Annotated in this window: 25 protein-coding genes and 2 pseudogenes; 25 read left to right on the plus strand and 2 right to left on the minus strand. The window is 40.3% G+C overall.

All coding sequences use genetic code 11. The annotated features are described in order from the left end of the window. Positions 1–245: 245 nt before the first annotated feature. The 23 genes and pseudogenes from FFM63_RS04925 to FFM63_RS05035 all read left to right on the plus strand — a co-directional run bounded on the left by FFM63_RS04925 (position 246) and on the right by FFM63_RS05035 (position 22,165). Entirely contained in the window at positions 246–596 is a 351-nt protein-coding gene (locus FFM63_RS04925) for a nucleotide pyrophosphohydrolase (protein WP_137609207.1), read from the plus strand. Next, positions 593–1,810 carry a CCA tRNA nucleotidyltransferase gene (locus tag FFM63_RS04930; protein ID WP_137609208.1) on the plus strand — a complete coding sequence of 406 codons (1,218 nt, stop codon included), beginning with the start codon at positions 593–595 and terminating at the stop codon, positions 1,808–1,810. The genes FFM63_RS04925 and FFM63_RS04930 overlap by 4 nt, the downstream gene beginning before the upstream one ends. Beyond that, positions 1,807–2,169 (plus strand): thioesterase family protein, encoded by a 363-nt coding sequence (locus FFM63_RS04935; protein ID WP_137609209.1) that lies wholly within the window; start codon positions 1,807–1,809, stop codon positions 2,167–2,169. The genes FFM63_RS04930 and FFM63_RS04935 overlap by 4 nt, the downstream gene beginning before the upstream one ends. Positions 2,170–2,241: 72 nt before the next feature. Next, the gene (locus FFM63_RS04940; RefSeq protein WP_137609210.1) at positions 2,242–2,694 is read left to right on the plus strand and encodes a hypothetical protein; all 453 of its coding nucleotides are present in this window, start codon (positions 2,242–2,244) and stop codon (positions 2,692–2,694) included. 305 nt (positions 2,695–2,999) lie between these two features. Continuing rightward, complete coding sequence (locus FFM63_RS04945; RefSeq protein WP_137609211.1) at positions 3,000–3,569, plus strand: MarR family winged helix-turn-helix transcriptional regulator; 570 nt, start codon at positions 3,000–3,002, stop codon at positions 3,567–3,569. Between the two features lie 83 nt (positions 3,570–3,652). Continuing rightward, the gene (locus FFM63_RS04950; RefSeq protein ID WP_137609212.1) at positions 3,653–5,527 is read left to right on the plus strand and encodes an ABC-F family ATP-binding cassette domain-containing protein; all 1,875 of its coding nucleotides are present in this window, start codon (positions 3,653–3,655) and stop codon (positions 5,525–5,527) included. Between the two features lie 85 nt (positions 5,528–5,612). Then, positions 5,613–6,107 carry a dihydrofolate reductase gene (locus tag FFM63_RS04955; protein ID WP_137609213.1) on the plus strand — a complete coding sequence of 165 codons (495 nt, stop codon included), beginning with the start codon at positions 5,613–5,615 and terminating at the stop codon, positions 6,105–6,107. Positions 6,108–6,215: 108 nt separating this feature from the next. Beyond that, positions 6,216–7,055, plus strand: a complete 840-nt coding sequence (locus FFM63_RS04960; RefSeq protein WP_137609214.1) for a DegV family protein — start codon at positions 6,216–6,218, stop codon at positions 7,053–7,055. A gap of 54 nt (positions 7,056–7,109) precedes the next feature. Beyond that, positions 7,110–7,958 (plus strand): SGNH/GDSL hydrolase family protein, encoded by an 849-nt coding sequence (locus FFM63_RS04965; protein WP_137609215.1) that lies wholly within the window; start codon positions 7,110–7,112, stop codon positions 7,956–7,958. 4 nt (positions 7,959–7,962) lie between these two features. Beyond that, a complete protein-coding gene (locus FFM63_RS04970) occupies positions 7,963–8,565 on the plus strand; it encodes a YpmS family protein (RefSeq protein WP_137609216.1) in 603 nt (200 codons plus the stop codon). 44 nt (positions 8,566–8,609) lie between these two features. Then, on the plus strand, positions 8,610–8,831 hold the full coding sequence (locus tag FFM63_RS04975; protein ID WP_137609217.1) for a YozE family protein: 222 nt from the start codon (positions 8,610–8,612) through the stop codon (positions 8,829–8,831). Between the two features lie 82 nt (positions 8,832–8,913). After that, the gene (locus tag FFM63_RS04980; protein ID WP_137609218.1) at positions 8,914–10,332 is read left to right on the plus strand and encodes a S41 family peptidase; all 1,419 of its coding nucleotides are present in this window, start codon (positions 8,914–8,916) and stop codon (positions 10,330–10,332) included. Between the two features lie 38 nt (positions 10,333–10,370). Beyond that, positions 10,371–10,919: a signal peptidase I gene (gene lepB / locus FFM63_RS04985; RefSeq protein ID WP_137609219.1), complete on the plus strand. Its 549-nt coding sequence runs from the start codon at positions 10,371–10,373 to the stop codon at positions 10,917–10,919. A gap of 252 nt (positions 10,920–11,171) precedes the next feature. After that, positions 11,172–12,020: a ribosome biogenesis GTPase YlqF gene (gene ylqF, locus FFM63_RS04990; protein WP_137609220.1), complete on the plus strand. Its 849-nt coding sequence runs from the start codon at positions 11,172–11,174 to the stop codon at positions 12,018–12,020. Further along, a complete protein-coding gene (rnhB, locus tag FFM63_RS04995; RefSeq protein WP_137609221.1) occupies positions 12,020–12,784 on the plus strand; it encodes a ribonuclease HII in 765 nt (254 codons plus the stop codon). Before ylqF ends, rnhB begins: the two co-directional genes overlap by 1 nt. Before the next feature lie 58 nt (positions 12,785–12,842). Then, positions 12,843–13,697, plus strand: a pseudogene (gene dprA, locus FFM63_RS05000) (DNA-processing protein DprA). A gap of 101 nt (positions 13,698–13,798) precedes the next feature. Beyond that, positions 13,799–15,877, plus strand: coding sequence for a type I DNA topoisomerase (gene topA, locus FFM63_RS05005; RefSeq protein WP_137609222.1), 2,079 nt, complete (start codon positions 13,799–13,801; stop codon positions 15,875–15,877). A gap of 21 nt (positions 15,878–15,898) precedes the next feature. Further along, complete coding sequence (gene trmFO, locus FFM63_RS05010; RefSeq protein WP_137609223.1) at positions 15,899–17,197, plus strand: FADH(2)-oxidizing methylenetetrahydrofolate--tRNA-(uracil(54)-C(5))-methyltransferase TrmFO; 1,299 nt, start codon at positions 15,899–15,901, stop codon at positions 17,195–17,197. Positions 17,198–17,399: 202 nt separating this feature from the next. After that, a complete protein-coding gene (gene xerC / locus FFM63_RS05015; protein WP_137609224.1) occupies positions 17,400–18,299 on the plus strand; it encodes a tyrosine recombinase XerC in 900 nt (299 codons plus the stop codon). A 73-nt stretch (positions 18,300–18,372) separates the two neighbouring features. Beyond that, positions 18,373–18,918 carry an ATP-dependent protease subunit HslV gene (hslV, locus tag FFM63_RS05020; RefSeq protein WP_137609225.1) on the plus strand — a complete coding sequence of 182 codons (546 nt, stop codon included), beginning with the start codon at positions 18,373–18,375 and terminating at the stop codon, positions 18,916–18,918. 69 nt (positions 18,919–18,987) lie between these two features. Beyond that, a complete protein-coding gene (gene hslU, locus FFM63_RS05025) occupies positions 18,988–20,379 on the plus strand; it encodes an ATP-dependent protease ATPase subunit HslU (protein ID WP_137609226.1) in 1,392 nt (463 codons plus the stop codon). Between the two features lie 18 nt (positions 20,380–20,397). Then, positions 20,398–21,186: a GTP-sensing pleiotropic transcriptional regulator CodY gene (gene codY, locus FFM63_RS05030; protein ID WP_137609227.1), complete on the plus strand. Its 789-nt coding sequence runs from the start codon at positions 20,398–20,400 to the stop codon at positions 21,184–21,186. Positions 21,187–21,295: 109 nt separating this feature from the next. After that, positions 21,296–22,165, plus strand: coding sequence for an aldose 1-epimerase family protein (locus tag FFM63_RS05035; protein ID WP_137609228.1), 870 nt, complete (start codon positions 21,296–21,298; stop codon positions 22,163–22,165). A gap of 110 nt (positions 22,166–22,275) precedes the next feature. Here the strand turns inward: FFM63_RS05035 and FFM63_RS05040 are convergent. After that, a pseudogene (locus FFM63_RS05040) lies at positions 22,276–22,893 on the minus strand (NUDIX hydrolase N-terminal domain-containing protein). Continuing rightward, on the minus strand, positions 22,890–23,519 hold the full coding sequence (gene plsY, locus FFM63_RS05045) for a glycerol-3-phosphate 1-O-acyltransferase PlsY (protein ID WP_137609229.1): 630 nt from the start codon (positions 23,517–23,519) through the stop codon (positions 22,890–22,892). The pseudogene FFM63_RS05040 and the gene plsY overlap by 4 nt, the downstream one beginning before the upstream one ends. Positions 23,520–23,638: 119 nt before the next feature. Between plsY and FFM63_RS05050 the strand changes: the two genes are divergently transcribed. Both FFM63_RS05050 and parE read left to right on the plus strand, forming a co-directional pair. Next, on the plus strand, positions 23,639–24,061 hold the full coding sequence (locus FFM63_RS05050) for a CoA-binding protein (RefSeq protein ID WP_137609230.1): 423 nt from the start codon (positions 23,639–23,641) through the stop codon (positions 24,059–24,061). A gap of 264 nt (positions 24,062–24,325) precedes the next feature. After that, positions 24,326–26,347 carry a DNA topoisomerase IV subunit B gene (gene parE / locus FFM63_RS05055; protein ID WP_137609244.1) on the plus strand — a complete coding sequence of 674 codons (2,022 nt, stop codon included), beginning with the start codon at positions 24,326–24,328 and terminating at the stop codon, positions 26,345–26,347. The last annotated feature ends 6 nt before the right edge of the window (positions 26,348–26,353 follow it).

The raw sequence follows: 26,353 nt of genomic DNA on the forward strand, positions 1-26,353 counted from the left end.
AAAAATGATTTAATAGTATAACTAAATGCTGCGGATAGTCAGCCGTTAGAACAAATGCGATCATCAAAAAATAAAAAAATAGTACTTTATACATCAATTTAATTTAAAAAAATGAAGTATAATGCATTTAATAATCGGCTTTCTTGACTTTCGTCCTCAACCAACATAGCATGAAATTCAGATAGTTACAACAACAGGATAGGAAACAAATCTGTTTTTTGATAAGATAGATTTGAGGTGGTTAAATGAATGAAAAGACAATGAAAATCATGCAGCAAGAAGTTGATGATTATATCCAACAATTTAAAATAGGTTATTTTTCCCCCTTAGGACAGATGGCCCGCTTAACGGAAGAAGTCGGTGAGCTGGCTCGTGAAGTCAATCATCATTATGGCGAAAAAACAAAGAAAACGTCAGAAAATCCTAAAACAGTGGAAGAAGAGTTAGGGGATGTCTTATTTGTCACGATAATTATGGCGAATTCGCTCGGAATTGATTTAACAGAAGTCTTTACTCGAAATATGGACAAATTCAATCGCCGTGATCATTTTCGCTTTGAACGTAAAGATGGGTTGACAGAAGGTGGTATTCAATGAGATTAGAAGCTTTTCCTTTAGAATTTCAAGGCGCGATGCCGATCTTGCGAAAATTGCAAGATACTGGTTATGAAGCTTATTATGTCGGCGGCAGCGTTCGTGACATTTTATTGAATAAACCAATCCATGATGTGGACATCGCAACAAGTGCTTTTCCTGCAGAAGTGAAAGAATTATTTCCGCGCACGATCGATGTCGGGATTGATCACGGAACAGTAATGGTTATTACAAAAGAGACTACTTATGAAGTCACGACTTTTCGGACAGAATCAACGTATCAAGATTATCGCCGGCCAGATCATGTGGAATTTGTTCGTTCGTTGAAGGAAGATTTAAAACGGCGCGATTTTACTATCAATGCGCTAGCCGTTGGGATCGACGGAACAGTGATTGATCTTTTTGATGGTCTAGCCGATTTGCGTAACAAAATCTTACGGGCTGTAGGTAATCCGTATGAACGTTTCCATGAGGATGCGTTAAGAATGATGCGCGCATTGCGATTTGTCAGCCATCTAGGATTTACGTTAGAGCCGGATACCTTCGAAGCTATTCAAGAATATCATTCATTGTTGGCAAAAATTTCTGTTGAACGGATCAACGTGGAATTTGTCAAATTGATGATGGGTTCGTTCCGAGAGGCTGGACTGCAATCTTTTGTAGAGTCTGAGTGTTACATCTATTGCCCGGGTCTGCGCAATTATCGTGAAGGATTATTGAACTTTGCCCAACTTCGCGGACCGGCGATTCCGACAGAACGCCAAGCTTGGACATTGTTGATGACGTTGCTTGATTTGGATAGTACAGCGATTCGTCATTTTATGAAAGAATGGAAATGTTCGAATCAATTGATGAAAGAAGTGATTCAAATGGTTCCTGCATTGCAATTTCGTTTGAAAAATGAATGGGACAATTGGACGTTGTATCAACTAGGACGAGAATTGGCGCTTTCGGTTGAATATCTTTTGCATTATTTTGAACAAAAACCAAACTTAGAAAAAGTTCGGCTGCTCTACCAATTTTTACCGATTTATTCATTGAAAGATCTTGCAGTAAAAGGCAATGAAGTGATGGAGAACTTTGATTATCCGCGCGGACCTTGGATCAGTACGACGTTGAACAAGTTAGAACAAGCAGTAGTTGCAGGCAAGTTGGAAAATAATAAACAAGCGCTGCTGATTTTTGCGGAAGATTTTTTGAAAAAGGAGATGCCATGAAAAAGTTAACGAAACAATATCAAGTACAAACAGATCAAACCGCTGTCGAAATGGGTTCGGGAGATCTAAACGTTTTAGCGACTCCCGCATTAGTAGCGATGATGGAAAATTGTGCAAAAGATCTTTTGGCGGATGATCTATCCGCTGAGCAAACGAGTGTGGGCGTTGCAATGAATGTGAAGCATTTGGCACCAACAGCGGTAGGAGCAACCGTAGCAGTTGAAGCTGAATTACTTGAAACAACTAGAAATAAACGCTCGTTTTCCATCAAAGCCTTTGATAAGGAGCAGATGATCGGTGAAGGGACCCATCAAAGAGTCATCGTCGAAACGGATGTATTTTTAAAAAAATTGAAATAAATGCACAACATGTGACCGTTTACTTAAGGTGTGCTAAAATTACTTTTAGATTAGTAGTGAGGAGAATGCAAAATGGCAAGAGAAATGACAGCGCTAAAATTTTATTTTAGAAATGGCGAAACATGGACGATTGATCGCCGATATATTGGTGATTTGTGGATTAAGCAAATTACGACCAGCTTTGGAAGAATTCATGGAAGTGAATTTGTAGAGATTCATCCATGCGCCGGCTTCAAGATTGAAATTTATCAAGAAGGCGATCATGTTCAGACTGCGGATATCAACTTAGGCGGTTTGGAAATGGGGATGTTTGAACGCGCGCGTAAATTTGAAGACATTGAACGGATGGAAATCATTTATCGTTCAGGCCATCCAGATTCTGTTTATTTCCCATATAAAGACAAAGACACTGAAGGTTTAGATAATGTCTATCAATCAACGAAAGTTTCAGAAAAAACAAAAAGTTTGTACATTGTGATTGATCCAACTAAAAATGTTGATGAAGTCTACAGTGAACAATTTTAAATAGTAACTAAGAGGTATGACAAGATTCTTGTCATACCCTTTTTTTGAATAAATAATGAGAAGTAGCTTCCTCCAAAATAAAACGAGATTTCATAAAGAAGTACGCAGGAGTTTTCAGCAATTCCTGCGTATTTCTCTAAGCTGCACTTCCGGCATGCCCCTTTTTTCAGATACGCTTAAAGAATTTGTTAAGGTACCGTAATAAATAGTAGATTCAGCTTGAGTTTTTAATCAGGTACCTGTATACTGTTTTTAGTAAGGTGCCTTATGAAAATAAATTCATTAAAACTAAGGAGCGATCATAGATGGAAAATCAATTAAATGAGCAATTTATGAATCTACAACAAGATTTACGTCGTTACTATCACCGTCAAATGGCAAAAAAACAAGGGTTTGGTTTGCATCGTGGACAAGGCAGAGTTCTAGCATTATTAAAAATAAATCCTGAAATCAGTCAAAAAGATCTGACTTTTGTATTAGGCATGCGTCCACAATCAGTTGGTGAATTGTTGCAAAAACTTGAGAGTAAAAAATTGATCACACGCGAATCATCAGCAGAAGATCGCCGAGTAATGATTATTCGTTTGACTGATTTAGGTAAAGCAGAAATTGAAAAAATGTCTGAAACACCAGATGTTAACGAAGAACTATTCGCAGATTTCAGTGAAGAGGAAAAAGCTGAATGGTCGCGTTTAGTTGAAAAATTAAGTGAATCATTAAAAAATCAATTAGTAAAAGGCGATGACTCTTACGGCGGCGGTAAAGACTTCGATGGTCCAAGGCCACCACACGGACATGGACCTCATGGTTTTCACGGGTCCTATCGAGGGGGGCACCCACACCATTTCAATGAATTCAGCGGTTTTGATTGGTAATTTTGAATCAGTCGTAAAGGAAAAATTTCCTTTACGGCTTTTTTTTGTTACAATAACAAAGAGAAATTTGAGGATGGTTCGAGATGAAAGAATTGAAAGTAACAGAGTTATATAAAACATTTGGAGATAAAACATTATTTGACCGGATTTCCTTTCTGATCCATGAAAAAGATCGAATCGGTTTGATTGGGGTCAACGGTACAGGAAAATCTAGTTTGCTGACGATCTTGGCGGGAAAAGACAGCGGCGACGGCGACGTTTCAGCGATTGAAAAAGCCAGTGATTATCGAATTGGTTATTTGTCCCAAGAACAAAATTTTGCTGCCGAGACACTAGTTTTAGATGCTGTTTTTCAAGGGAACAATCCGCTGATGCAGACAGTGCGCAATTATGAAAAAGCCTTGCTGCAATTAGCAAATGAGAACAACGAAAAAACGCAGCGCAGTTTTACGTTAGCTGAAGAAGCGATGAACAAGCAAGATGCTTGGACCGCTGACAGCGAAGCAAAAGCAATTTTAAACAAGTTAGGGATCACTACATTAGATAAAAAAATCGGCGAACTTTCTGGTGGTCAGATTAAACGAGTGGCTTTGGCTCAAGTATTGATTGATGCTCCAGATTTATTGTTGCTGGATGAACCGACCAACCATTTGGACTATGATGCGATCCAATGGCTGGAAAATTATTTGAAGAGTTATACGGGGTCACTTTTGATGGTGACTCATGATCGTTATTTCTTAGATCGAGTGACGAATCGTATTTTTGAACTTTCTTTTGGAAAACTTTATGAATATCAAGGCAATTATGAAGTCTATCTCGTTGAAAAAGCCGAAAGAGATCGGGTAGCGGTTGAACAAGAAGGCAAAAGAAAACAATTGTACAAGCAAGAATTGGCTTGGATGCGTGCGGGTGCGAAGGCGCGTACAACGAAACAGCAAGCTAGGATCAATCGTTTTGAAGACTTGAAGGAAAATCTTCATCAAGTCAAATCCGATGATCAACTCGAAGTGAATATCGCCACGACGCGTCTCGGAAAAAAAGTTTTAGAATTGAAAAATGCCTCATACACAGTAGTAGGCAAAACGATTTTAACTCATTTTGATCTACTGATCCAAACGAAAGAACGTTTGGGAATCACCGGGAAAAACGGTGCGGGCAAGTCGACCTTGCTGAATATATTGGCTGGTCGGCTGCCGTTAGACAGCGGTGTTATTGAAGTCGGTGAAACGGTCCGTTTGGCGTATTATACGCAACAAAATGAAACACTGGATCCTAATAAACGGATGATCGCTTATTTGCAAGAAGCGGCAGAAGAAGTCAAACAACAAGACGGTTCACAAATCAGTGTCGCAGAAATACTAGAGCGATTCTTGTTCCCTAGATTTATGCATGGAACACTGATCGGCAAATTATCCGGCGGTGAAAAAAGACGGCTCTATTTATTGAAATTACTGATTCAACAGCCGAATGTCTTATTATTGGATGAACCAACCAACGATTTGGATATTGCGACGTTGACAGTATTGGAAGATTACTTGCAAGAATTTTCTGGTGCTGTGATCACGGTTTCCCATGACCGCTATTTTTTAGACAAGACAGCCGAAAAATTATTGATTTTTGAAGGCAACGGTCAAATTGTTTCTTACTTTGGTTCGATTATCGATTACTTGGAACAGCAAACTCCGGTAAAAGAAGAAAAAGCTGTTAAAGCCAAAACACAGCCGAAAGAACGTAAGAAGAAATTCTCCTATAAAGAACAAAAAGAATGGGAAACGATCGAAGATGACATCGCCTTATTGGAAAGTAAAATTGCTGAGCTGACGGAAGCGATGAACCATCAAGGAAATGATTTTACAAAACTGCAAGATCTGCAGAAAGAAATCGATCAGACAGAACAAGCATTGGAAGAAAAAATGCTTCGTTGGGAATATTTGAGTGAAATCATAGAAGAAAATTAAGCAGATATAAGCAGTTTATTAAGAATTGAGCGGTATAATATTAATGACTCAGTAAGTCTGTAAGTGGAAGATTAGGAGGAGCCTCATGCTTATCGCAATTTGGGCGCAGGATAAAAATGGCTTGATCGGCAAACAGAATCGGCTGCCTTGGCATTTGCCTAATGATCTGCTTTTTTTTAAAGAGATGACGATTAACCATACATTAGTCATGGGAAGAAAGACTTTTGAAGGAATGGGCGGCCGACCATTGCCTGAGCGCCAGACAATCGTATTGACTCGGGACAAAAATTATCAAGCAGCGAACGTTTTAGTCATGCACTCATTAAAAGAAGTGCTTGCCTATGACCAAAAAAAGGATGAAAAGACATTTATTGCCGGAGGTTCTGCGATCTATCGTGAATTTCTGCCTTATTGTAAAAAAATCTACCGGACCCATATTGAAGAAAGTTTTGAAGGAGATGCTTATTTTCCTGAGCTGTCTTGGGATGAATGGCAATTGATGGAGCGAAAACAAGGAGCAAAAGATGAAAAAAATCCTTATCGCTATTATTTCGAAACTTATACAAGAATTGACGCTTAGTGTTATAATTTTTCAAGATTGATAAAGAAATAGTTCAACAATGATTTATTCCATCAGGTTTGATATACTAAAACTAATTTGATACTAGGTATGGAAAGAAGGATCAGAATGCCAAATGTTAAAATTGTAACCGACTCTTCTTGTACGATTGAAAAGTCTGTACGAGATGAATTAAATATTACTGTTATTCCATTATCAGTGATGATCGATGATGTGGTTTATCCTGACGATGATGAATTGACGGGAGAGCGCTTCATGGAGATGATGGCACAAGCCAAAAATCTGCCGAAGACGAGTCAACCGCCAATCGGTTATTTCGCCGAACTTTATGATGAATTAGGAAAAGATGGCAGCTCGATCGTCTCGCTCCATATGTCGCACACATTGAGCGGAACCGCTGAAGCGGCACGCCAAGCAACTTTTTTAAGCAGCAGTGATGTGACTGTCATCGATTGCGGGTTTATTGATCAATCGCAAGCTTTTCAAGTAATTGAAGCGGCGAAGTTAGCCCAAGCAGGAGCATCCTTAGCTGAAGTTTTAGCAGGAATTGACCAAGTGAGAAACCACAGCAAATTATTTATCGGGATTTCTTCACTAGAAAATATTGCCAAAGGCGGACGAATCAGCCGTGTAGCCGGAGTAATTTCTAGTGTGTTGAATATGCGGGTCGTAATGGAGCTTGTCGACGGCGAGTTAGTACCAATCACCAAAGGACGCGGTAAAAAAACTTTTAGCAAATGGTTTGCTGCATTCAAAGATGAATTAACCAAAGTCAATGTAAAACAAATCGGGATTTCTTATGCCGGCAAGTTGGATTTTATCGACGAGGCCAAACAAGCATTGCAGGAGCTGTTTCCTGATATGCACATTCCTGTTTTGCATACCAATCCGATCGTTGCTACACACACGGGGCCTGGGGCTTTTGCGATCATGTATTACACAGATTAGTTGAACTTGCCTCTAGCGATAGAGGCACTTTTTTTATAAAGGAGCAGACGACGAATGAAACGATTTTCAATAGTAATGATCCCATTAGCAGCCGCGATCGTTACGCTGCTGATTCTTTTTTTGACAATTCCTAAGGCGGAGTCGCGGATTCGGGTCGTTCGTGATGATAATCAAAATCAAAAGGAATCCGTTCATTTCGTGGCGGTAGGCGATTCGTTGACCGAAGGAGTCGGTGATGAGACTGAACGAGGCGGTTATGTCCCGTTAGTTGCAGACGCTTTGCAGCAAAAGTATGAACTGGCTTCGGTTGAAAAAGATAACTATGGTGTTTCCGGCGAGCGCAGCGATCAAATTTTAAAACGCATCAAAAAGGATTCTGATTTGAAAAATAGTTTGAGGAGTGCAGATTTTATTACGATGACCGTTGGCGGAAACGATCTTTTTCAAGCGTTTCAAAAGAATCTGACTGCTAAAAAAGCCAAACAGTTTGACCGTTCAATTGAAAAATATGGGGAGCACGTCAGTGATATTTTGACCGAGATTCGCGAGCTAAACGCAAAGGCGCCGATCTATGTCGTAGGTATTTATAATCCATATTACTTGAATTTTCCAGATATCAAAGCGATGCAGACCGTGGTTGATAATTGGAATGAAGAAACGCAGAGTTTAACTGCTGCAGCATCAAATTGCTTTTTCGTTCCGGTCAATGACTTATTGTATAAAGGGATTTCTACTAAAGACAGTCAACAAACCGAAAGTTCAAGCTCTGAAGTCAAAAACAATGTCTTATATGACAAAGACAATTTTCACCCGAATAATTTAGGTTATCAATTGATGGCCAATGCGATTCAGGAAAAGATAACAGAGACAAAAGATTTATGGCTGACAAAGGAGAGCAATTAAATCAATGAAAGAAACAAAGAAAAAAATCAACGGCTGGAAAATTGCTTTTCTTATTTTGATTGGGATCATCTTAGGCGGTATTTTATTTTCAACCGTTCGGATCTTCACGGCGCGAGAAACAAATCTGCCGCCAAGCAGTGAAACGACTGTTCCTAAAGGCTCACCTGTTTTAACGATGAATACCAATAAGAAGAAATTAAATACAGTGATGGAATATTTTTTAAATGACTTGCAAAAGGGTTCGGACGTTAAATATGAATTCTATTTAGAAAATCAAGCCATGTTGAAAGGTGAATTCAAAATTTTAGGTGCAAAAGTCGATTTTTATCTTTACTTTGATCCGTATGTTATGGATAATGGCAATGTTCAATTAAAAGCCCGCGACTTGTCGATCGGCACACTGAATTTACCGGTGAGCCAAGTGATGGCGACTGTCAAACGCAGCTTTAAATTTCCCAAATGGGTAGCAATTGACGCCAAAGATCAAACGATTGTCCTAAAATTGAATAAATTCAAATTAAATAATGGCATGTTTATCAAAGCCAACCATATCGATCTAGTTGGGGATGACATCCAATTCAGTTTGTATTTGCCAAAAGAAAAGTAGTCAAATAATTGATTGAATCACTAGTAATCAGTGAGGTGAAGCCAATGCGAAGAAGTTTTTATCAGTATATCTTGACCCAGCGAGGGCATAATTTTTATGACCCTGTCGAAGCATTCGCAGGAGCTGTCGCAAAAGATATTATGTTTCCAAAGTATTCAGAAGATTACCATGAAATTACGGATTACTTAGAATTAAGTGTCGATTATTTAAATTCGATGGATCTTTTTGACCAAGTTTGGGAGAACTATCTAGAAAACAATAAATAATTATAAAGGAAAAGTCGTGGAAAGCTTTTCCTTTTTTTTCTAGCGTGCTATCATGAAAAAAAGGGTGAAAGGAAAATGTGCCTTGCAGAAAAAAACATTACCAGTATCGATTTTTTTAATAGCAATTGTCTTTACGGTGGTGATTACCGCGGTAGTCACTCACTTTATTGAACAGAAACAAACACTGGACAGTGATTCAGTTGTTAAAATCACACGAAATGATTTAGATGATGTCCAAGATCTGTATGATCTGATCAGTACAAACTATGTCGATAAAGTTGACAAGGAGCAGTTGATTCAAGGGGCTTTAAAAGGGATGACGGAATCATTAGAAGATCCAGAATCAGAATTTTTAACAGCAAAAGAAACGAAAGAATTAAATGCTGAAGTGGCTGGCAGTTTTGAAGGAATCGGCGCCAGCTTGCAGCTTGAAAATCGTTTGCCGGTGATCGATCGCGTGCCTGTCAAAAATTCTCCTGCTGAAAATGCGAAGTTGAAGGCTGAAGATATTATTTTAGAGGTCGACGGTCAGAAGACTCAAGATAAGTCGTTAGATCAAGTAGCTAGCATGATCCGCGGGAAAAAAGGGACACAAGTCAAGTTATTGATTCAACGCGGCAGTGAAAAATTTGAAGTCTCACTTGAACGAGATGTCGTTCCAGAAGATACAGTCAAAGGTGAGCTTGATTCGCAAAATAAATCAATCGGGTCCATCCAAATCGATAATTTCCGTGACACGACAGCGTTGGAATTTCGGACGATTGTCGAAAACTTACGAGAAAAAGGTGCCAGTTCTTTTGTAATCGACTTGCGCCAAAATTCGGGGGGATTGGTGGCTGAAGCAGAACGTGTGGCCAGCTATTTCCTAGAAAATGGCGACACAATCGCGCAATTCTCAAATAATAAAAAGGTTATCTCGACGGATAAGGCCAGCAAAAAGATCGATCAAGGTTTCAAAGTCAAAGAGCCGACAGTCTTTTTAGTCGACCAAGAGAGTTCTTACGGGGCTGAATTATTAGCAGCTGCGGTCAAAAGTAAAAATTATCCAATTATTGGTGTGAATACTTTCGGTAAAGGCAGCGTTCAAAGTCTTAGTCCAATCGGCGAAGACAATTATGTTCAGCTGACGATCATGCGCTGGTTCACACCAGACGGTTCATCGGTGGAAGGCAAAGGAGTCGCACCGACGATAGAAGCAGATTATCCTGAATATGCGAAACTTCCGCCTATTTCAAAACAGTCTAATTGGCGGATTGGAGATTCAGGTACCGCAGTTAAAAATGTCAATACGATATTGAAAGCATTAGGCTATTCGACAGAGGGCGATCTATTCAATGATGCGACCAAAGATGCAGTAGTTAAAATCCAAACAGAAAACAATTTAACCGCGACTGGTGCACTGGATAATAAAACGATCGATATTTTACAAGAAGAATTATTCAAATTGGTCAAAACAAATGACGTCGCCTATGCCAAAGCCATTGAAACGCTGACTGAATAATGCGCGTTTATTATTTTTGAGTGCGAGGAGGGAAGTCATTGAAAAAAATACTAACCAAAGGTCATTTATGGCTAGGTATCAAATATCTGTTGATTTCCCTCTTTATCGGTGTCGTGATTCGCGGGTTTCTATTGATTCCCGTCCCTGTGACTGGTAATTCGATGGATCAGAACTTACAGCAAGGCGATATGGTTTTGATGGAGAAATTCAGCAAGATCAAACGCTTTGATGTAATTGTTTTCCAACAGCCGGATGGAATGATCTATATCAAAAGAGTAATCGGACTTCCAGGCGATCAGATTCGCTACGATAAAGATCAGCTTTACATCAACGATAAGAAAGTAGCAGAGTCTTTTCTAACCAACAATCGAAGCAGTGACCATCAAATTTCACCTTATACCACGGACTTTCAACTGACCGAACTAATCGGCAAAAATCAGCTGCCGCCCAATGAGTACTTTGTTTTAGGTGACAACCGGCGGATTTCAAAGGACAGCCGCTCGTTTGGCACGGTTCAAAGTAAAGATATCTTGGGTAAGGCTCAAGTCGTCTATTACCCGTTGACGCATATCAAAATAATTTCCTAAAAAGATGGAGACTTCCATCTTTTTTAGTTCGCGGAAAAACGATTTCTATGAAATCCAGTGAAATCTATTTAAGAAACCGGGTTTAAAATGCAGATGCTAAAAAAACACTTAGCAGAAAATCACAAAAAAATGCTGATTGTGATACAATAACGGATGGAAATAACCGACGAGATTTAGTCAAAAAAATGAATTATTTAAAATGAGTTATAACTGACCATAAAAATTTATTACCTTTTAAGGAGGAATTTACCTATGTCTATTCAATGGTTTCCCGGCCATATGGCAAAAGCAAGGCGGGAAGTTTCTGAGAAATTAAAGTTTGTCGACATCGTCTTTGAATTGATTGATGCCAGATTGCCGCTGTCCTCGCGCAACCCGATGTTAGATCAGATTGTACAGCAAAAACCCCGCTTGATTTTATTGAACAAGGCTGATTTAGCCGATCCCAATCAAACCAATCTGTGGGTCAATTATTTTCGGGACCAAGGACATCATGTTCTTGCCTTAACGGCTAAAAGCGACAAAAGTGTCAAACAGATCGTACCTGCTAGCAGAAAAGTATTAGCAGAAAAAATTGCGCGTGATAGTGAGCGCGGATTAAAGCCGCGGGCGATTCGAGCGATGGTTTTAGGAATTCCCAATGTGGGTAAATCTACTTTGTTGAATCATTTGGCCGGCAAAAAAGTTGCCAGTACTGGTAATCGCCCAGGGGTCACTAAAGGTCAGCAATGGCTGCGTTTTGGCTCGCAATTAGAATTATTAGATACGCCGGGGATCTTATGGCCCAAATTTGAAGATCCCACGATCGGTAAAAAATTGGCGTTGACCGGAGCAATCAAAGATGATTTATTGCATTTAGACGATCTGGCTTTGTATGAATTAGAAATATTTTGCCGGTTTTATCCGGAGCAGTTGAAAGAGCGCTATAAATTAACAGAGGCCGATTTATTCAAAGAATTGCCTGAATTATTAATGTTGATTTCTGAAAAACGCGGCTTTCGAGATGATTATGATCGTGCAAGCGAAATGCTGATTCTTGAGTTGCGCCAAGGAAAACTAGGGCGTTATACGTTGGACCGCTTTGAGGAGCTGAGCGAATAATGGGAAAAATATCCATCACTGAGGTCAAAGCCGAATTAAAAAATATCGTTTCAGCAGAAGATCCGCGGCTACTCGAATTTCAACAAGATCCGCGAAAAGGCGTCCAGTTAGCTGTGGCGCAATGGCAAAAACAACAAACCAAACAAATCGCATTGGCAGAAAAATATCAGGTAATGTCTGCGTTTGAAAATGAGAAGACTGCACAAGGATTTCAAGCAATCTGCGGAATTGATGAAGTGGGTCGGGGACCGTTAGCTGGTCCTGTAGTGGCGGCGGCTGTGATCTTAAATGATACGCATAAAATCTTAGGTTTGAACGATTCTAAACAGCTTTCTGCGCATAAACGAGAAGAGCTGGTAGCGCAGATCCGCGAAAATGCACGCGCGATTGGAATTGGCGAAGCCACTGCTGAAGAGATCGACCAATTGAACATTTATCAAGCGACAAAAGTTGCCATGCAGCGAGCCATCGATCAGTTGGCGATTGCGCCGGATTGTTTATTGATTGATGCAATGGTTTTAGATAATGGACTGCCGCAAGAAAAAATCATCAAAGGCGACGCTCGATCGGTATCGATTGCCGCGGCAAGTATCGTTGCGAAAGTTTATCGGGATGAATGGATGGCTGAGTATGGTGAAAAATATCCGGCTTATGGTTTTAAAAAAAATGCCGGATATGGGACGAAAGAGCATTTAAAAGCAATCGAAACGCAAGGTATTTTGCCAATTCATCGCAAGACTTTCGCTCCAATCAAAAATAAATAAAAATAAAATCCTTCTTTTCGCTGTATCTTTTGATAAAGAGCTGAAAAGAGGGATTTTTTTGAAAAATGAATTTCTTTTACGTCTAAGTTTGGTAAAAGGTGTCGGCACATTTGGCAAACATCGGATCTACCAATTTGCAAAAAAACATCAAAGATGGCAGTTTGACAGTTTAGAAATTCGATTATTGGCACAGACAACTAAGCCTAATGATTGGAATGAATGGACTGCGGAACGATTGCACGAAATAAAAAAGAGTCACCACTATCTAACAATCGAAGACAAGGAGTATCCTGAAAGCTTGCGACAGGTTCCAACACCGCCGTTAGTGCTATTTTATAAAGGTGATCTGACTTTGCTGAATCAAGAACAGTTAGCGATCGTCGGCGCGCGAGAAGCAACTGCGTACGGGTAGCACGTGATACAAAAATTGATGCCGGAACTTGTCAAACGTGGATTTGTGATTGTCAGCGGATTAGCTAAGGGTATCGATAGTTTTGCGCATCAATTTGCTATCAGTAATCAAGGAAAAACGATCGGTGTGGTTGGAACTGGGTTAGATATTTGTTATCCTAAAGCAAGCGGTAATTTACAAATTGAAATGAGCCGACAGCATTTAGTCTTGAGCGAATATCCAAATGGGACCTCTCCGGCAAAATTCCATTTTCCGATGCGCAACCGAATCATTGCGGGTTTAAGTAGCGGCGTCTTAGTAATAGAAGCCAAGAAACGCAGCGGTTCTTTGATTACCGCACAACAAGCTTTAGAATATGGCAAAGATGTTTTTGCTGTCCCGGGATCGATCTTAAATGAACGTTCCAGCGGCTGTCATCAGTTGATTCAAGACGGGGCGATTTGTGTAGAAAAACCACAAGATATTTTAGATTCCTACGATTTATGGAATAAAATTCACTAGACCTGACTTGACAAACAAAAATTGAATAGCGTATTATAGGCTACGATTTGTCAGTAGTTATCGATATATAATAGTAGAAAAAATTGAGGAGGCAAAAATATTTGGCCTATAAATACTTAGTTATCGTGGAATCTCCCGCTAAAGCAAAGACCATTGAAAAATATTTAGGAAGAAATTATAAAGTGGTCGCAAGTGTCGGACATGTCCGCGATTTACCCAAAAGTAAAATGGGGATCGATGTAGAAAATAATTATGAACCCCATTATATTTCCATTCGCGGTAAAGGCGATGTCATCAAAAGTTTAAAACAAGCGGCGAAAAAAGCCCAAAAAGTTTATCTCGCAAGTGACCCGGATAGAGAAGGGGAAGCAATTGCGTGGCACCTTGCTTATTTATTAGGATTGGATCTAAAAGACAAGAACCGCGTAGTCTTTAATGAGATCACGAAAGATGCGGTAAAAGCTGCTTTCAAAGAGCCCCGTTCAATCGATGTATCGCTAGTAGACGCCCAACAAGCACGACGCGCGCTGGATCGTTTGGTGGGTTATTCTATTTCACCGATCTTATGGAAAAAAATCAAAAAAGGCTTAAGCGCTGGACGTGTGCAGTCGATTGCCTTAAAAATAATCATTGACCGCGAGCAAGCGATTCGTGATTTTGTGCCAGAAGAATACTGGAGTATCGATGGAAACTTTAATAAAAAAACAAAAAAATTCAAAGCTAATTTCTGGGGTGTTGACGGTAAGAAGAAAAAATTACCTAATGCAGAAGCCGTAAAAGAAATTACTTCAAGGATCGACAGCAAAGATTATGAAGTGACTAAAGTGGAGAAAAAAGAACGGAAACGAAATCCAGCATTGCCATTTACGACGAGTAATCTGCAACAAGAATCTGCTCGCAAGCTGAACTTCCGAACACGCAAGACCATGATGGTCGCCCAACAGCTATATGAAGGGATCGCCCTCGGAAAACAAGGGACTGTCGGCCTGATTACGTATATGCGGACCGATTCGACTCGTATCTCTGATACAGCAAAGACTGAAGCAGCTGAATTTATCGAAAAAACGTATGGAAAAGAATTCTCGCAGCATCATGCACGCAAGGTGAAGAATCCGCAAGGTTCACAAGATGCCCATGAAGCGATTCGCCCAACGAGCGTTCAACGAACTCCTGATGAAATGAAACAATACTTAGACAAAGATCAATTGAAACTTTATACGTTGATTTGGTCACGCTTTGTTGCTAGTCAGATGACAGCGGCGATTCTTGATACGATGAAAGTAACACTCGAACAAAATGGTGTAATCTTTATCGCCAATGGTTCGAAGATCAAATTTAAGGGATTTATGCAAGTCTACATCGAAGGACGCGATGATGGTAAAGAAGACAAAGAAAATATTTTGCCAGAGCTTGAAAAAGGCGATCTTGTCCAATCTGTCGATATTGAACCAAAACAACATTTCACACAGCCGCCAGCTCGTTTCAGCGAAGCGACTTTGATCAAAACGTTGGAAGAAAATGGTGTAGGACGTCCGTCAACTTATGCGCCTACTTTAGATACGATCCAGCGTCGTTATTATGTAAAACTAACGCAAAGACGTTTTGAGCCGACAGAACTTGGTGAAATCGTTAATACGTTGATCGTAGACTTCTTCCCGCAGATTGTTGATGTCAACTTTACCGCGGAAATGGAAAATGATTTGGATAAAGTCGAAGACGGCAAAGAAGAATGGACCAAAGTGGTCGATCGTTTCTATAAACCATTTGCGGTAGAATTAGAAAAAGCCGAAGAAGGAATCGAAAAGATCCAGATCAAAGACGAACCAGCTGGTTTTGATTGCGATGTTTGTGGACATCCGATGGTCATTAAATTAGGCCGTTATGGAAAATTCTATGCATGCAGCAACTTTCCTGATTGCCGCAATACGAAACCAATTGTTAAAGAAATTGGCGTGGAATGTCCCGTTTGTCATGAAGGTCAAGTAGTTGAACGGAAATCGAAAAAGAATCGTTTATTCTATGGCTGTTCACGTTACCCAGATTGTGACTTTACCTCTTGGGATAAACCAGTTGGTCGGAAATGTCCAAAATGTGACGGCTATTTAGTTGAGAAAAAAGTCAAAGGCGGCAAACAGGTTGTTTGTGTCAATGGCGATTATGAAGAAGCAGTACAAAAATAATTTCCATAAGTGAGGGAATCAATGGTAAAAACAGTCAATGTTATCGGGGCAGGTCTTGCCGGAAGTGAAGCTGCGTGGCAGTTAGCAGAAGCCGGTGTTCCTGTAAATCTATATGAAATGCGCCCGGTGAAGTCAACTCCGGCGCATCATACTGCAAATTTTGCAGAACTTGTTTGTAGCAATTCGTTGCGGGGCAACGGGTTGACGAATGCAGTAGGTGTCTTGAAAGAAGAAATGCGCCGCTTGAATTCAGTTGTGATCGCATCCGCAGATGAGACCGCGGTGCCGGCGGGCGGTGCACTTGCTGTCGATCGGACAAATTTTTCTGCACTCGTTACTGAAAAGGTCAAAAATCATCCGATGGTGACGGTCATCTCTGAGGAAGTCACAAAAATTCCTGATGGGATCACGATCATTGCAACAGGACCTTTGACTTCTGAAGCATTGGCAAAAGAAATCGCTGCGCATAATGGTTCTGCTGGTTTTTATTTCTATGACGCAGCGGCACCAATCATTGATGAATCGACGATTGATCACGACAAAGTCTATTTGAAATCCCGCTATGATAAAGGCGAGGCGGCTTACTTGAACTGTCCGATGACAGAAGAAGAATTCATGCGGTTTTATAATGCATTAATCGAAGCCGAAGTCGCACCACAAAAAGAATTTGAAAAAGAGAAATTTTTTGAAGGCTGCATGCCAATTGAAGTTATGGCAAAACGCGGAGTCAAGACGATGCTGTTTGGTCCGATGAAACCTGTCGGCTTAGAAGATCCGAAGACTGGCAAGCGTCCTTATGCCGTGATTCAATTGCGCCAAGACAATGCCGCAGCTTCAATGTATAATATCGTTGGTTTTCAAACTCATTTGAAGTGGGGCGAACAAAAACGCGTCTTTCAAATGATCCCAGGTTTGGAAAATGCAGAATTTTTACGTTATGGTGTGATGCACCGCAATAGTTTCATGAATTCACCCGAGCTTTTGCAACCAACCTATCAAAGCAAAAAACGCGAGGACTTATTCTTTGCTGGTCAAATGACTGGTGTTGAAGGATACGTGGAAAGTGCGGGCAGCGGGCTAGTTGCCGGATTGAATGCTGCTAGACTTGCTAAAGATGAAGCGTTGATCGAATTTCCTCGTGAAACTGCGATTGGTTCGATGGCTTATTACATCACGCATGCTGAGGGCAAACATTTTCAACCGATGAATGCGAACTTTGGGTTATTTCCTAGTTTGCCAGAACGGATTCGCGACAAAAAATTACGCTACGAAACATTGGCTGAGCGTGCACTGAATGCTCTAGCTGAAATGACTATTTAAAAAAGATCTTTGCTGCTTTAGCGGCGAAGATTTTTTATTTGCATAAATAAAGCGAATTCAAGTCTATTTTCGGTAGTAATTGTGAAATATTTATAAATAATTGTTAGTATATTCGTGAAAAATCAATAGATTCTGACAATTCAATTGTAATTAAAAAGCTCTTATGCTACATTTGTGATATGTTTGCGAGGTGAGAAAAAGTTTGGAAAATGAAGCAGTGATGCAAGAGTTTGTGAGTTATTTAATGACCGAACGCGGCTACTCAGAAAAAACGAAAGAAGCCTATCAACGAGACTTGAATGATTTTTGTGATTTTTTAAAAAATTCTGGGGAAGCTTCATTATTGCCGGTGAGTCATTTAGATGTTCGGGTGTATTTAGCCTTTTTGAATGATCAGAAATATAGTCGCAATACGATCAGTCGAAAGATTGCTAGCTTACGATCTTTTTATCAATATCTCTTGAAGCATGAAAAGATCACAGAGAACCCTTTTTCTTATGTTCATCTCAAGAAAAGACAAGCCCGTCTGCCGCGTTTTTTCTATGAAAAAGAAATCGAGGTACTATTTGCAAGCGTCGAAGGAACGAAGCCGCTAGATCAGCGTAATCGTGCATTGCTGGAAGTTCTGTATGGTTCTGGTCTTCGGGTCAGTGAGTGCGCTAATCTTGATTTATCAGTGATTGATTTTGATAACTGTGTCATGCTGATCCACGGAAAAGGGAACAAAGATCGCTATGTACCGCTGGGTTCTTACGCAGCCGATGCGATCCAAGCCTTTATACAAGATGGGCGAAAACAGATCATGGATCACTTTGGTAAAGAGCATGATTATTTGTTTATCAATCATCGCGGCGAACAGATCACGTCGACCGGGATCGAATACGTCCTCAATCAGATCATAAAAAAGAGCAGCTTGAACAGCGACATCCATCCGCATATGTTGCGGCACACGTTTGCTACGCATCTGCTAAATAATGGTGCTGACTTACGGACGGTCCAAGAATTATTAGGACATGCCAATTTATCAACAACCCAAATTTATACCCACGTTACAAAAGAAAGTTTACAAAAAAGTTATCGCTCGTTTCATCCAAGGGCTTAAAAAAATAAATAAACAGTCACTGCTCGTTTTAAATTCAAAGCGCGCAAGTGACCAGGAATAAGGAGAGAATAAGATGTCTGAATCACAATTTCATTCAACTACTATCTGTGCAATCGAAAAAGATGGGAAACTAGCCATGGCCGGCGACGGTCAAGTTACCATGGGAGAACAAGTAATCATGAAAGGAACGGCGCGTAAAGTACGTCGAATCTATAATGGCAAAGTTGTTGTAGGTTTTGCCGGAAGTGTAGCTGATGCGTTTACGTTAGAAGAAAAGTTTGAAGGCAAACTGAACGAATACAACGGCAATCTGCAACGTGCGGCTGTTGAATTGGCCCAAGAATGGCGCACACAACAGGCGATGAAAAATTTAGAAGCTTTACTGATCGTTATGAACGATCAAGAAATGTTGTTAGTTTCTGGTAACGGTGAAGTTATTGCTCCTGATGATGGCATCTTAGCGATCGGTTCAGGTGGAAACTACGCCTTGGCAGCAGCACGGGCAATGAAAAAACATAATTCTGAGATGAGTGCAAAAGACATCGCTGAAAGCGCGCTGAATATTGCTGCGGATATTTGTGTTTTCACTAATCATAATATTATTGTAGAAGAAATGTAGTTTGAAACGCGGCTGAAATCAGCCTATTTTTTCTAAAAAACTAGCATAATACAAGTAAGGAGAATCAAAATGACAGAAGTTAATAAAACCCCAAAAGAAATCGTCAGTGAACTGGATCAATATATCATTGGACAAAATGATGCAAAACGTTCTGTTGCGATCGCGTTGCGCAATCGTTATCGTCGGATGCAGTTAGAAGAAACAATGCAGCAAGAAGTCACACCTAAAAATATTTTGATGATCGGACCGACTGGTGTCGGAAAAACTGAGATCGCTCGCCGCTTGGCACGAATCGTCAACGCTCCATTTGTCAAAGTTGAGGCGACAAAATTCACAGAAGTCGGTTATGTCGGACGCGATGTGGAATCCATGGTCCGCGATCTAGTTGAACATGCAATCACAATCGTTGAAAAAGAGGAATATTCAAAAGTTTATGCGCAAGCTTTGAAGCGAGCAAATAAACACTTAGTGAAAGTTTTAGTTCCAGGGATCAAAAAAGAGCAAAAACAAAGCGGTAATCCTTACGAACAAATGATGAATATGTTCAACCAAGCACAAACTGAACCAAAAGAAGAGCTCACAGAAGCGATCAAAGTCAATCGCCAAACGGTTCTTGAACAACTAGAAAAAGGGTTATTGGATCAACGAGAAGTAACAATCGAAATAACTGAACCGAAAAAATCAATGCCGATGAATAATGGATTAGAACAGATGGGAATCGATTTGTCTGATACATTGGGCGCTTTGACCCCTGAGAAAAAGAGCAAACGAACAGTGACTGTTAAAAAGGCTCAAGAGCTTTTAGTAAAAGAAGAGCAAGCGCAGTTAGTCAACGAAGGCGATATTTCTACTGCAGCAATTAAATTAGCAGAAAGTTCTGGGATCATTTTCATCGATGAAATCGACAAAATCACGTCAAAATCACAACAAAATTCGGGCGAAGTATCGCGTGAAGGTGTCCAAAGAGATATCTTGCCAATCGTGGAAGGTTCGCAAGTAAATACTAAATATGGAGCGATTCAAACGGATCATATTTTATTTATTGCAAGCGGTGCTTTCAGCTTGTCAAAACCAAGTGATTTGATTCCGGAATTACAAGGTCGTTTCCCGATTCGAGTTGAATTGAACGATCTATCAGCAGAAGACTTCGTGAAAATTTTGACTGAACCAAATAATTCTTTGATCAAACAATATGTTGCGTTAGTAGGGACTGAAAATGTCAAAATTATTTTTACCCAAGAAGCGATTGAACGAATCGCTCAGATTGCCTTTGATGTAAACCGGGAGACAGATAATATCGGGGCACGACGCTTGCACACGATTTTGGAAAAATTATTGGAAGATTTATTATTTGAAGCACCGGATATGCAAATGGGCGAAATTAAGATCACTGAAGCCTATGTGGATGAAAAATTAGCATCAATCGCTCAAAATAAAGATCTGAGTCGCTTTATTCTTTAAAGTATGGGAGGAGAAAAAGTGGAAACATTATTAGAAAAAACACGTCAGATAAATAAATTGATGCAACAAAAAAATGCTTTTGAGCCTGAAGCAGAATTGCCTTACAATAATATGGCACGGATTTTAGGGGACATCTTGGGGACGCTGACGTATATTATCGGGGCTGAAGGAAAATTGTTGGGACTAAATGAAAAAATCAATATCAATACTGATCGGGTCCGTTCGTTTTTAGTGGATCGTCAGTTTCCGGACAGTTATGTCTCAGGGATGAAAGAAGTCATCCGGACCGAGGCAAATATTCCAGTAGAAAATGAATTGACCGCCTTTCCCACCGAAAGAGCAGAACTTTATCCTAATGGACTGACAACGGTTATTCCAATCTTTGGTTCAGGCGAACGTTTAGGAACGATTGTGTTAGCGCGAACAGAAGGAATATTCAATGACGATGATCTTGTCTTAGCCGAATATGGCGCAACGGTTATCGGAATGGAGATTTTATACCAACAGTTTTTACATGTCGGAGAAAAAATCCGTAGTCAAACGGCTGTTCAAATGGCGATTTCTACGCTTTCATATAGCGAATTAAAAGCCGTCAAAGCGATTTTTGAAGCGCTGGAAGGTGACGAAGGTCGATTGACTGCCTCAAATATTGCAGATAAAATCGGTATCACACGTTCGGTGATCGTGAATGCTTTGCGAAAATTAGAATCAGCCGGGATCATTGAATCACGTTCACTTGGAATGAAAGGAACGTATTTGAAAGTTTTGAATCCATTGTTTAAAGAGGAATTAGTTCGTCATAAATAAGGCGGAAAACTAAACGAAGCTAACAACGAACAGAAACGATTAGAAAGTTCAATTTTAGTTAGAATGCACTATGAGAATCGGAAGTAGTAGGAATAAGGAGTGAATACTTATGTCAGTGACAATCAGTAATGATTTTTTAGTAGCGACGATCAATGAAAAGGGCGCAGAACTTGCCAGTCTGCGTGCCAATGAGATTGAATATATCTGGCAGGCAGATCCAAGATATTGGGGCCGGCATGCGCCATTGCTATTTCCGTTTGTGGGACGTTTAAAAGACAATCAATATACGTATCAGGGGAAAAGCTATCCGATGGGCCAACACGGATTTGCTCGTGATAAAGACTTTACAGTTGTTGAACAAACAAAAGATAAAGTGACTTTGTTACTTGAAAGCGATGAAGAAACAAAGGCCGTCTATCCATTTGATTTTGCTTTGACAGTCAGCTATGAAATCTGGGGCGATGGTCTTCGGATTCGCTTTAATGTTGAAAATACTGGGTCAGAAGAAATGATTTTTGCTTTAGGCGGACATCCGGCTTTCAATATTCCATTGACGGATGATTTGAAATTTGAGGATTATTTTATTGCTTTTTCACCACAGAAATCGCGGGTGAAAATTCCTTTAGAAGGTCCATTTACAAATCTGGATCAAAAAACGATTGGTCAAACCAATACCAACATCCAGTTGAGCCGCGAGCTGTTTAAAGAAGATGCCTTGATCTATGAGACACGCAGATTAAATGCATATACATTAGGCAGCGAAGAATCCTCTCACAGTGTGACTGTAGCCTACAATAATATTCCTTACGTCGGTCTATGGTCGCCGTATCCTGCTGAAGCGCCATTTGTTTGCATTGAACCGTGGTGGGGATTTGCGGATACAGTAGACAGCACGGGTCGACTTGAAGATAAAGCGGGGATGAATCGTTTAGCCACAAAAGAAAACTTTAAAACAGAATTCTCGATTACCGTAAGCTAAATAGTATCTGAGCGCTCAGTCTTGAAAATGAGACCGATTCGTTAAACAAATCGTTATAAAAAAACGGCTGGGACGCATTGTCTCAGCCGTTTTTGAATTCAATCAAGCTGTTAATCGAAGGGGACGACCCAATCAGCGCGATGATGGGCGTCAAAGCAGAGCTTGATTTGTTCCGGTGTGTTTTTGGCCTCAGCTAAAGACGGCAAGTTATCATTAGTAAACCAATCAATCTGGATCGTTTAGATATTTTCGACAAAATCGCCACCAAGCAGTTCGCATTCTACAAAGACTTTGCAAACACTGTAAGCGTAGCGCGGCAGATTGTGTTTATTGCGATCTTGAATAGCGATAACTTTTGCTGGTTTGACTTGCAAGCCGGTTTCTTCCAGCGTTTCTTTAACAGTATTTTCTTTAATCGATTGATCGAAATCAACCCAGCCGCCTGGCAATGACCAAAGCCCATTTTTTTCTTGCACCAGCAAGATTTTATTTTCACTAAATATCGCCGCGCGTGTATCCAATTTTGGTGTGGGATAACCGGACTCCGTCGCAAATAATTCTCTCAATTTCAAGCTAGGCAGCGGGGATTGCACAGCCAGTATCTCTGTTGCAATAGTCCGAATTCGTTCAAAACGTTCTTGATCGAAGGGATCTTTCGTATAAGCAAGTCCTGCTTGAGCCAGTGCTTGCAGCTCGATTGCCCAATCCAATAATTGTTCTTCCATTATTTCTCCTTTTTATTCAAGCCAAAGGAAACACGATTTTCTGTTCCGTTTTTGATCCGTATGATATTTTCTTTGTGACGATACATGATATAACAAGTCAAAACGAAACAGACTAGTGTCAGCAGCCAATTGTATGTGGGTAAAATCGTCGGCCAGACATAAGGTAGAAAAATTGAAGAAAGCGTGACAAAAATGGCTGAAGTAATACTCGCCGCGCTGACCATACTAGTAATGTATAAAACGATTAAAAAGAAAACTATTGAATAGCAAAAAAATAATGGCGCAAATCCTAACAGCATCCCCGCGCTAGTAGCGACCGCTTTACCACCTTTAAAGCCGGCAAAAATCGGCAATGTATGACCGATGACCGCAACTAAACCAAACCATAACGGATTGATCTCCAGATGAAAGATCATAGGCAAACAAGTTGCTAAAGTTCCTTTTAATAAATCCATTGCAAAAACAATCAGTCCCGCTTTTTTTCCTAAAATACGAAACGTATTGGTCGTGCCGGAATTTCCGCTGCCGAACTCGCGGATGTCTTTTTTAAAAAAAGTTTTTCCAATCCAAATGCCTGAAGGAATAGAGCCTAAAAGATAAGCTACGACTAAAAGTATAGCGATTTTCATATGAATCCTCATTTCTTCGGTTAGTAAGGTCATTTTAGCAGATTTCAAAAGAGTGAACAAATTCTAATCCCATGATATACTGATTATCGTAAATAAATAAAGTGAGCGGGGGAAATCAAATGAGTTTTCAAAATCCTAGTCAAGAAAAAATTTTTCAATATTTAGCTGAAGCCAAAGTGATCGCGGTAGTAGGACTTAGTTCAAATCCTGCTAAAACCAGTTATCAAATCGCTGAAATATTAAAGGCTCATGGGTATAAATTATACGGTGTAAATCCTAAGTTAGCTGGCCAAACGATCAATGAGATTCCGGTCGTAGAAAATTTAGCCGCTGTACCTGAGCCAATCGATATCGTGGATATCTTTAGACGAAGTGAATTTTTACCAGGAATCGCCGAAGAATTTTTAAAAACTGACGCTAAAGTTTTTTGGGCTCAGCTTGGATTGCGCAGCGAAGAAGCTGCCAAGATCTTGCAAGATCAAGGACGCAACGACATTGTTATGGACCGTTGTGTGAAGATTGAATTGAATAAAAGAGCGTAATCTGTGAGTTGATTTTCTTAAAAAAAATGGTTAAAATGCCTTTTCAGAAATAGGAGAGGCTTTTTTTTTGGACTTTTTTAGCGTATCATACAAATGATGTACGTTAGATAAAGATACCAAACTAGCTTGGCTGATGATTAAATGGATCAATGCTATAACCTGAAATATTAGTGGAGCAGCTAGATGGTATAAGGTACAGACAATAATTCATTTTTTTAAGGAAAATGATTACGCAAGAAGTAAGGAGCTGTAGGATTGGCTAAGATAAACAACGAATACAATGACGCTTCGATCCAGGTGTTGGAAGGATTAGAAGCAGTTAGAAAACGCCCGGGGATGTATATCGGCTCGACAGACAGTCGCGGATTGCATCATTTGGTTTATGAGATTGTTGATAATGCAGTCGATGAAGCATTATCAGGCTATGGGAATGAGATCGAAGTCACTCTTCATCATGACAATAGTGTAGAAGTAAGCGATAAAGGACGCGGTATGCCAGTCGGAATGCATGCTTCAGGAATTCCAACGGTGGAAGTAATCTTTACAATCTTACATGCCGGCGGAAAATTTGGTCAAGGTGGCTATAAAACTTCCGGCGGATTACACGGCGTTGGTGCCAGTGTAGTCAATGCGTTATCCAAATGGCTAACAGTAACGATTGTTCGAGATGGCGTAGAATATCAAGAAAAATTTAAAAACGGCGGCAAGCCGCAAGGAACGTTGAAAAAAATCGGCAAGACCCGCAAACCGAATGGGACGACCGTACATTTTTTACCTGATACTGAAATTTTTACGGTTTTAAATTTTTCTTATGAAACACTATCAGAACGGTTACGCGAATCAGCATTCTTATTGCGAGGCGTCAAGATTACCTTGACTGATCTGCGCGGGGAAGAAAAATTGGAGGAAGTCTTCCATTTTGAAGAAGGGATCAAAGAGTTTGTTGAATACTTGAATGAAGACAAGGATACTTTGACACCAGTTGTTTACTTTTCTGGCGAACGTGAAGGAATTGAAGTTGAATTTTCTTATCAGTACAATGATGGTTATTCAGAAAATCTATTATCTTTTGTCAACAATGTTCGAACCAAAGACGGCGGAACCCATGAATCCGGGATGAAGACGTCGATGACGAAAGCTTTCAATGAATATGCACGTAAATTGGGACTGTTGAAAGAAAAAGATAAGAATTTAGAAGGATCAGATTTTCGTGAAGGTCTTTCTGCCGTCTTATCTGTTCGAATTCCAGAAAATCTACTGCAATTTGAAGGGCAAACGAAAGAGAAATTAGGCACACCGGCAGCCCGAGGAGCAGTTGACAGTGTGATCGGCGAACAGATGGGCTTTTATTTGCAAGAAAACAGCGAAAATAGTCAGATGCTGATTCGTAAGGCGATCAAAGCGCGAGAAGCGCGAGAAGCGGCGCGAAAAGCTCGTGAAGAAAGCCGAAACGGCAAGAAACGTAAAAAAGGTGAATCACTGCTTTCAGGCAAGTTGACTCCCGCACAATCTCGCAACGCAGCTAAAAATGAACTTTTCTTAGTCGAAGGGGATTCCGCCGGCGGTTCAGCTAAACAAGGGCGCGATCGAAAATTCCAAGCGATTTTGCCATTGCGTGGAAAAGTCATCAACACCGAAAAAGCTAAGATGCAAGATATTTTGAAAAATGAAGAGATCAATACAATGATCTATACGATTGGTGCGGGTGTTGGACCAGAATTTGCTATTGAAGACTGCAATTACGATAAAGTCATCATCATGACCGATGCGGATACAGATGGTGCCCACATCCAAGTTTTGTTATTGACATTTTTCTATCGCTACATGAAACCATTGATCGAAGCTGGAAAAATTTATATCGCGTTGCCACCATTATATAAAGTCTCAAAAGGGGCTGGCCGTAAACAAGTTGTTGAATATGTCTGGACTGATGATGAATTACAAAGTGTGATCAAAAAAGTTGGTAAAGGCTACATGCTGCAGCGTTATAAAGGGCTCGGCGAAATGAATGCAGAACAATTATGGGAGACGACCATGGATCCAGAATACCGGACGCTTGTCCGAGTACGGATTGATGACGCTGCTCAAGCAGAGCGCCGTGTGACAACTTTAATGGGGGACAAAGTAGAACCGAGACGGAAATGGATCGAAAGCCATGTCCAATTTACTTTAGAAGAAGACGGCAGTTTATTAGACAGCAAAGAAGACGGACCAACTGCCGCAACAACGGAACAAAAAGCAGAAATGACTGGCGAGGGCGAACCAAGCAGTCTGTTTGATGAGTAGGAGGTG

The sequence above is a fragment of the Enterococcus pingfangensis genome (genome assembly GCF_005405205.1).
Classification (GTDB): Bacteria; Bacillota; Bacilli; order Lactobacillales; family Enterococcaceae; genus Enterococcus_A; species Enterococcus_A pingfangensis.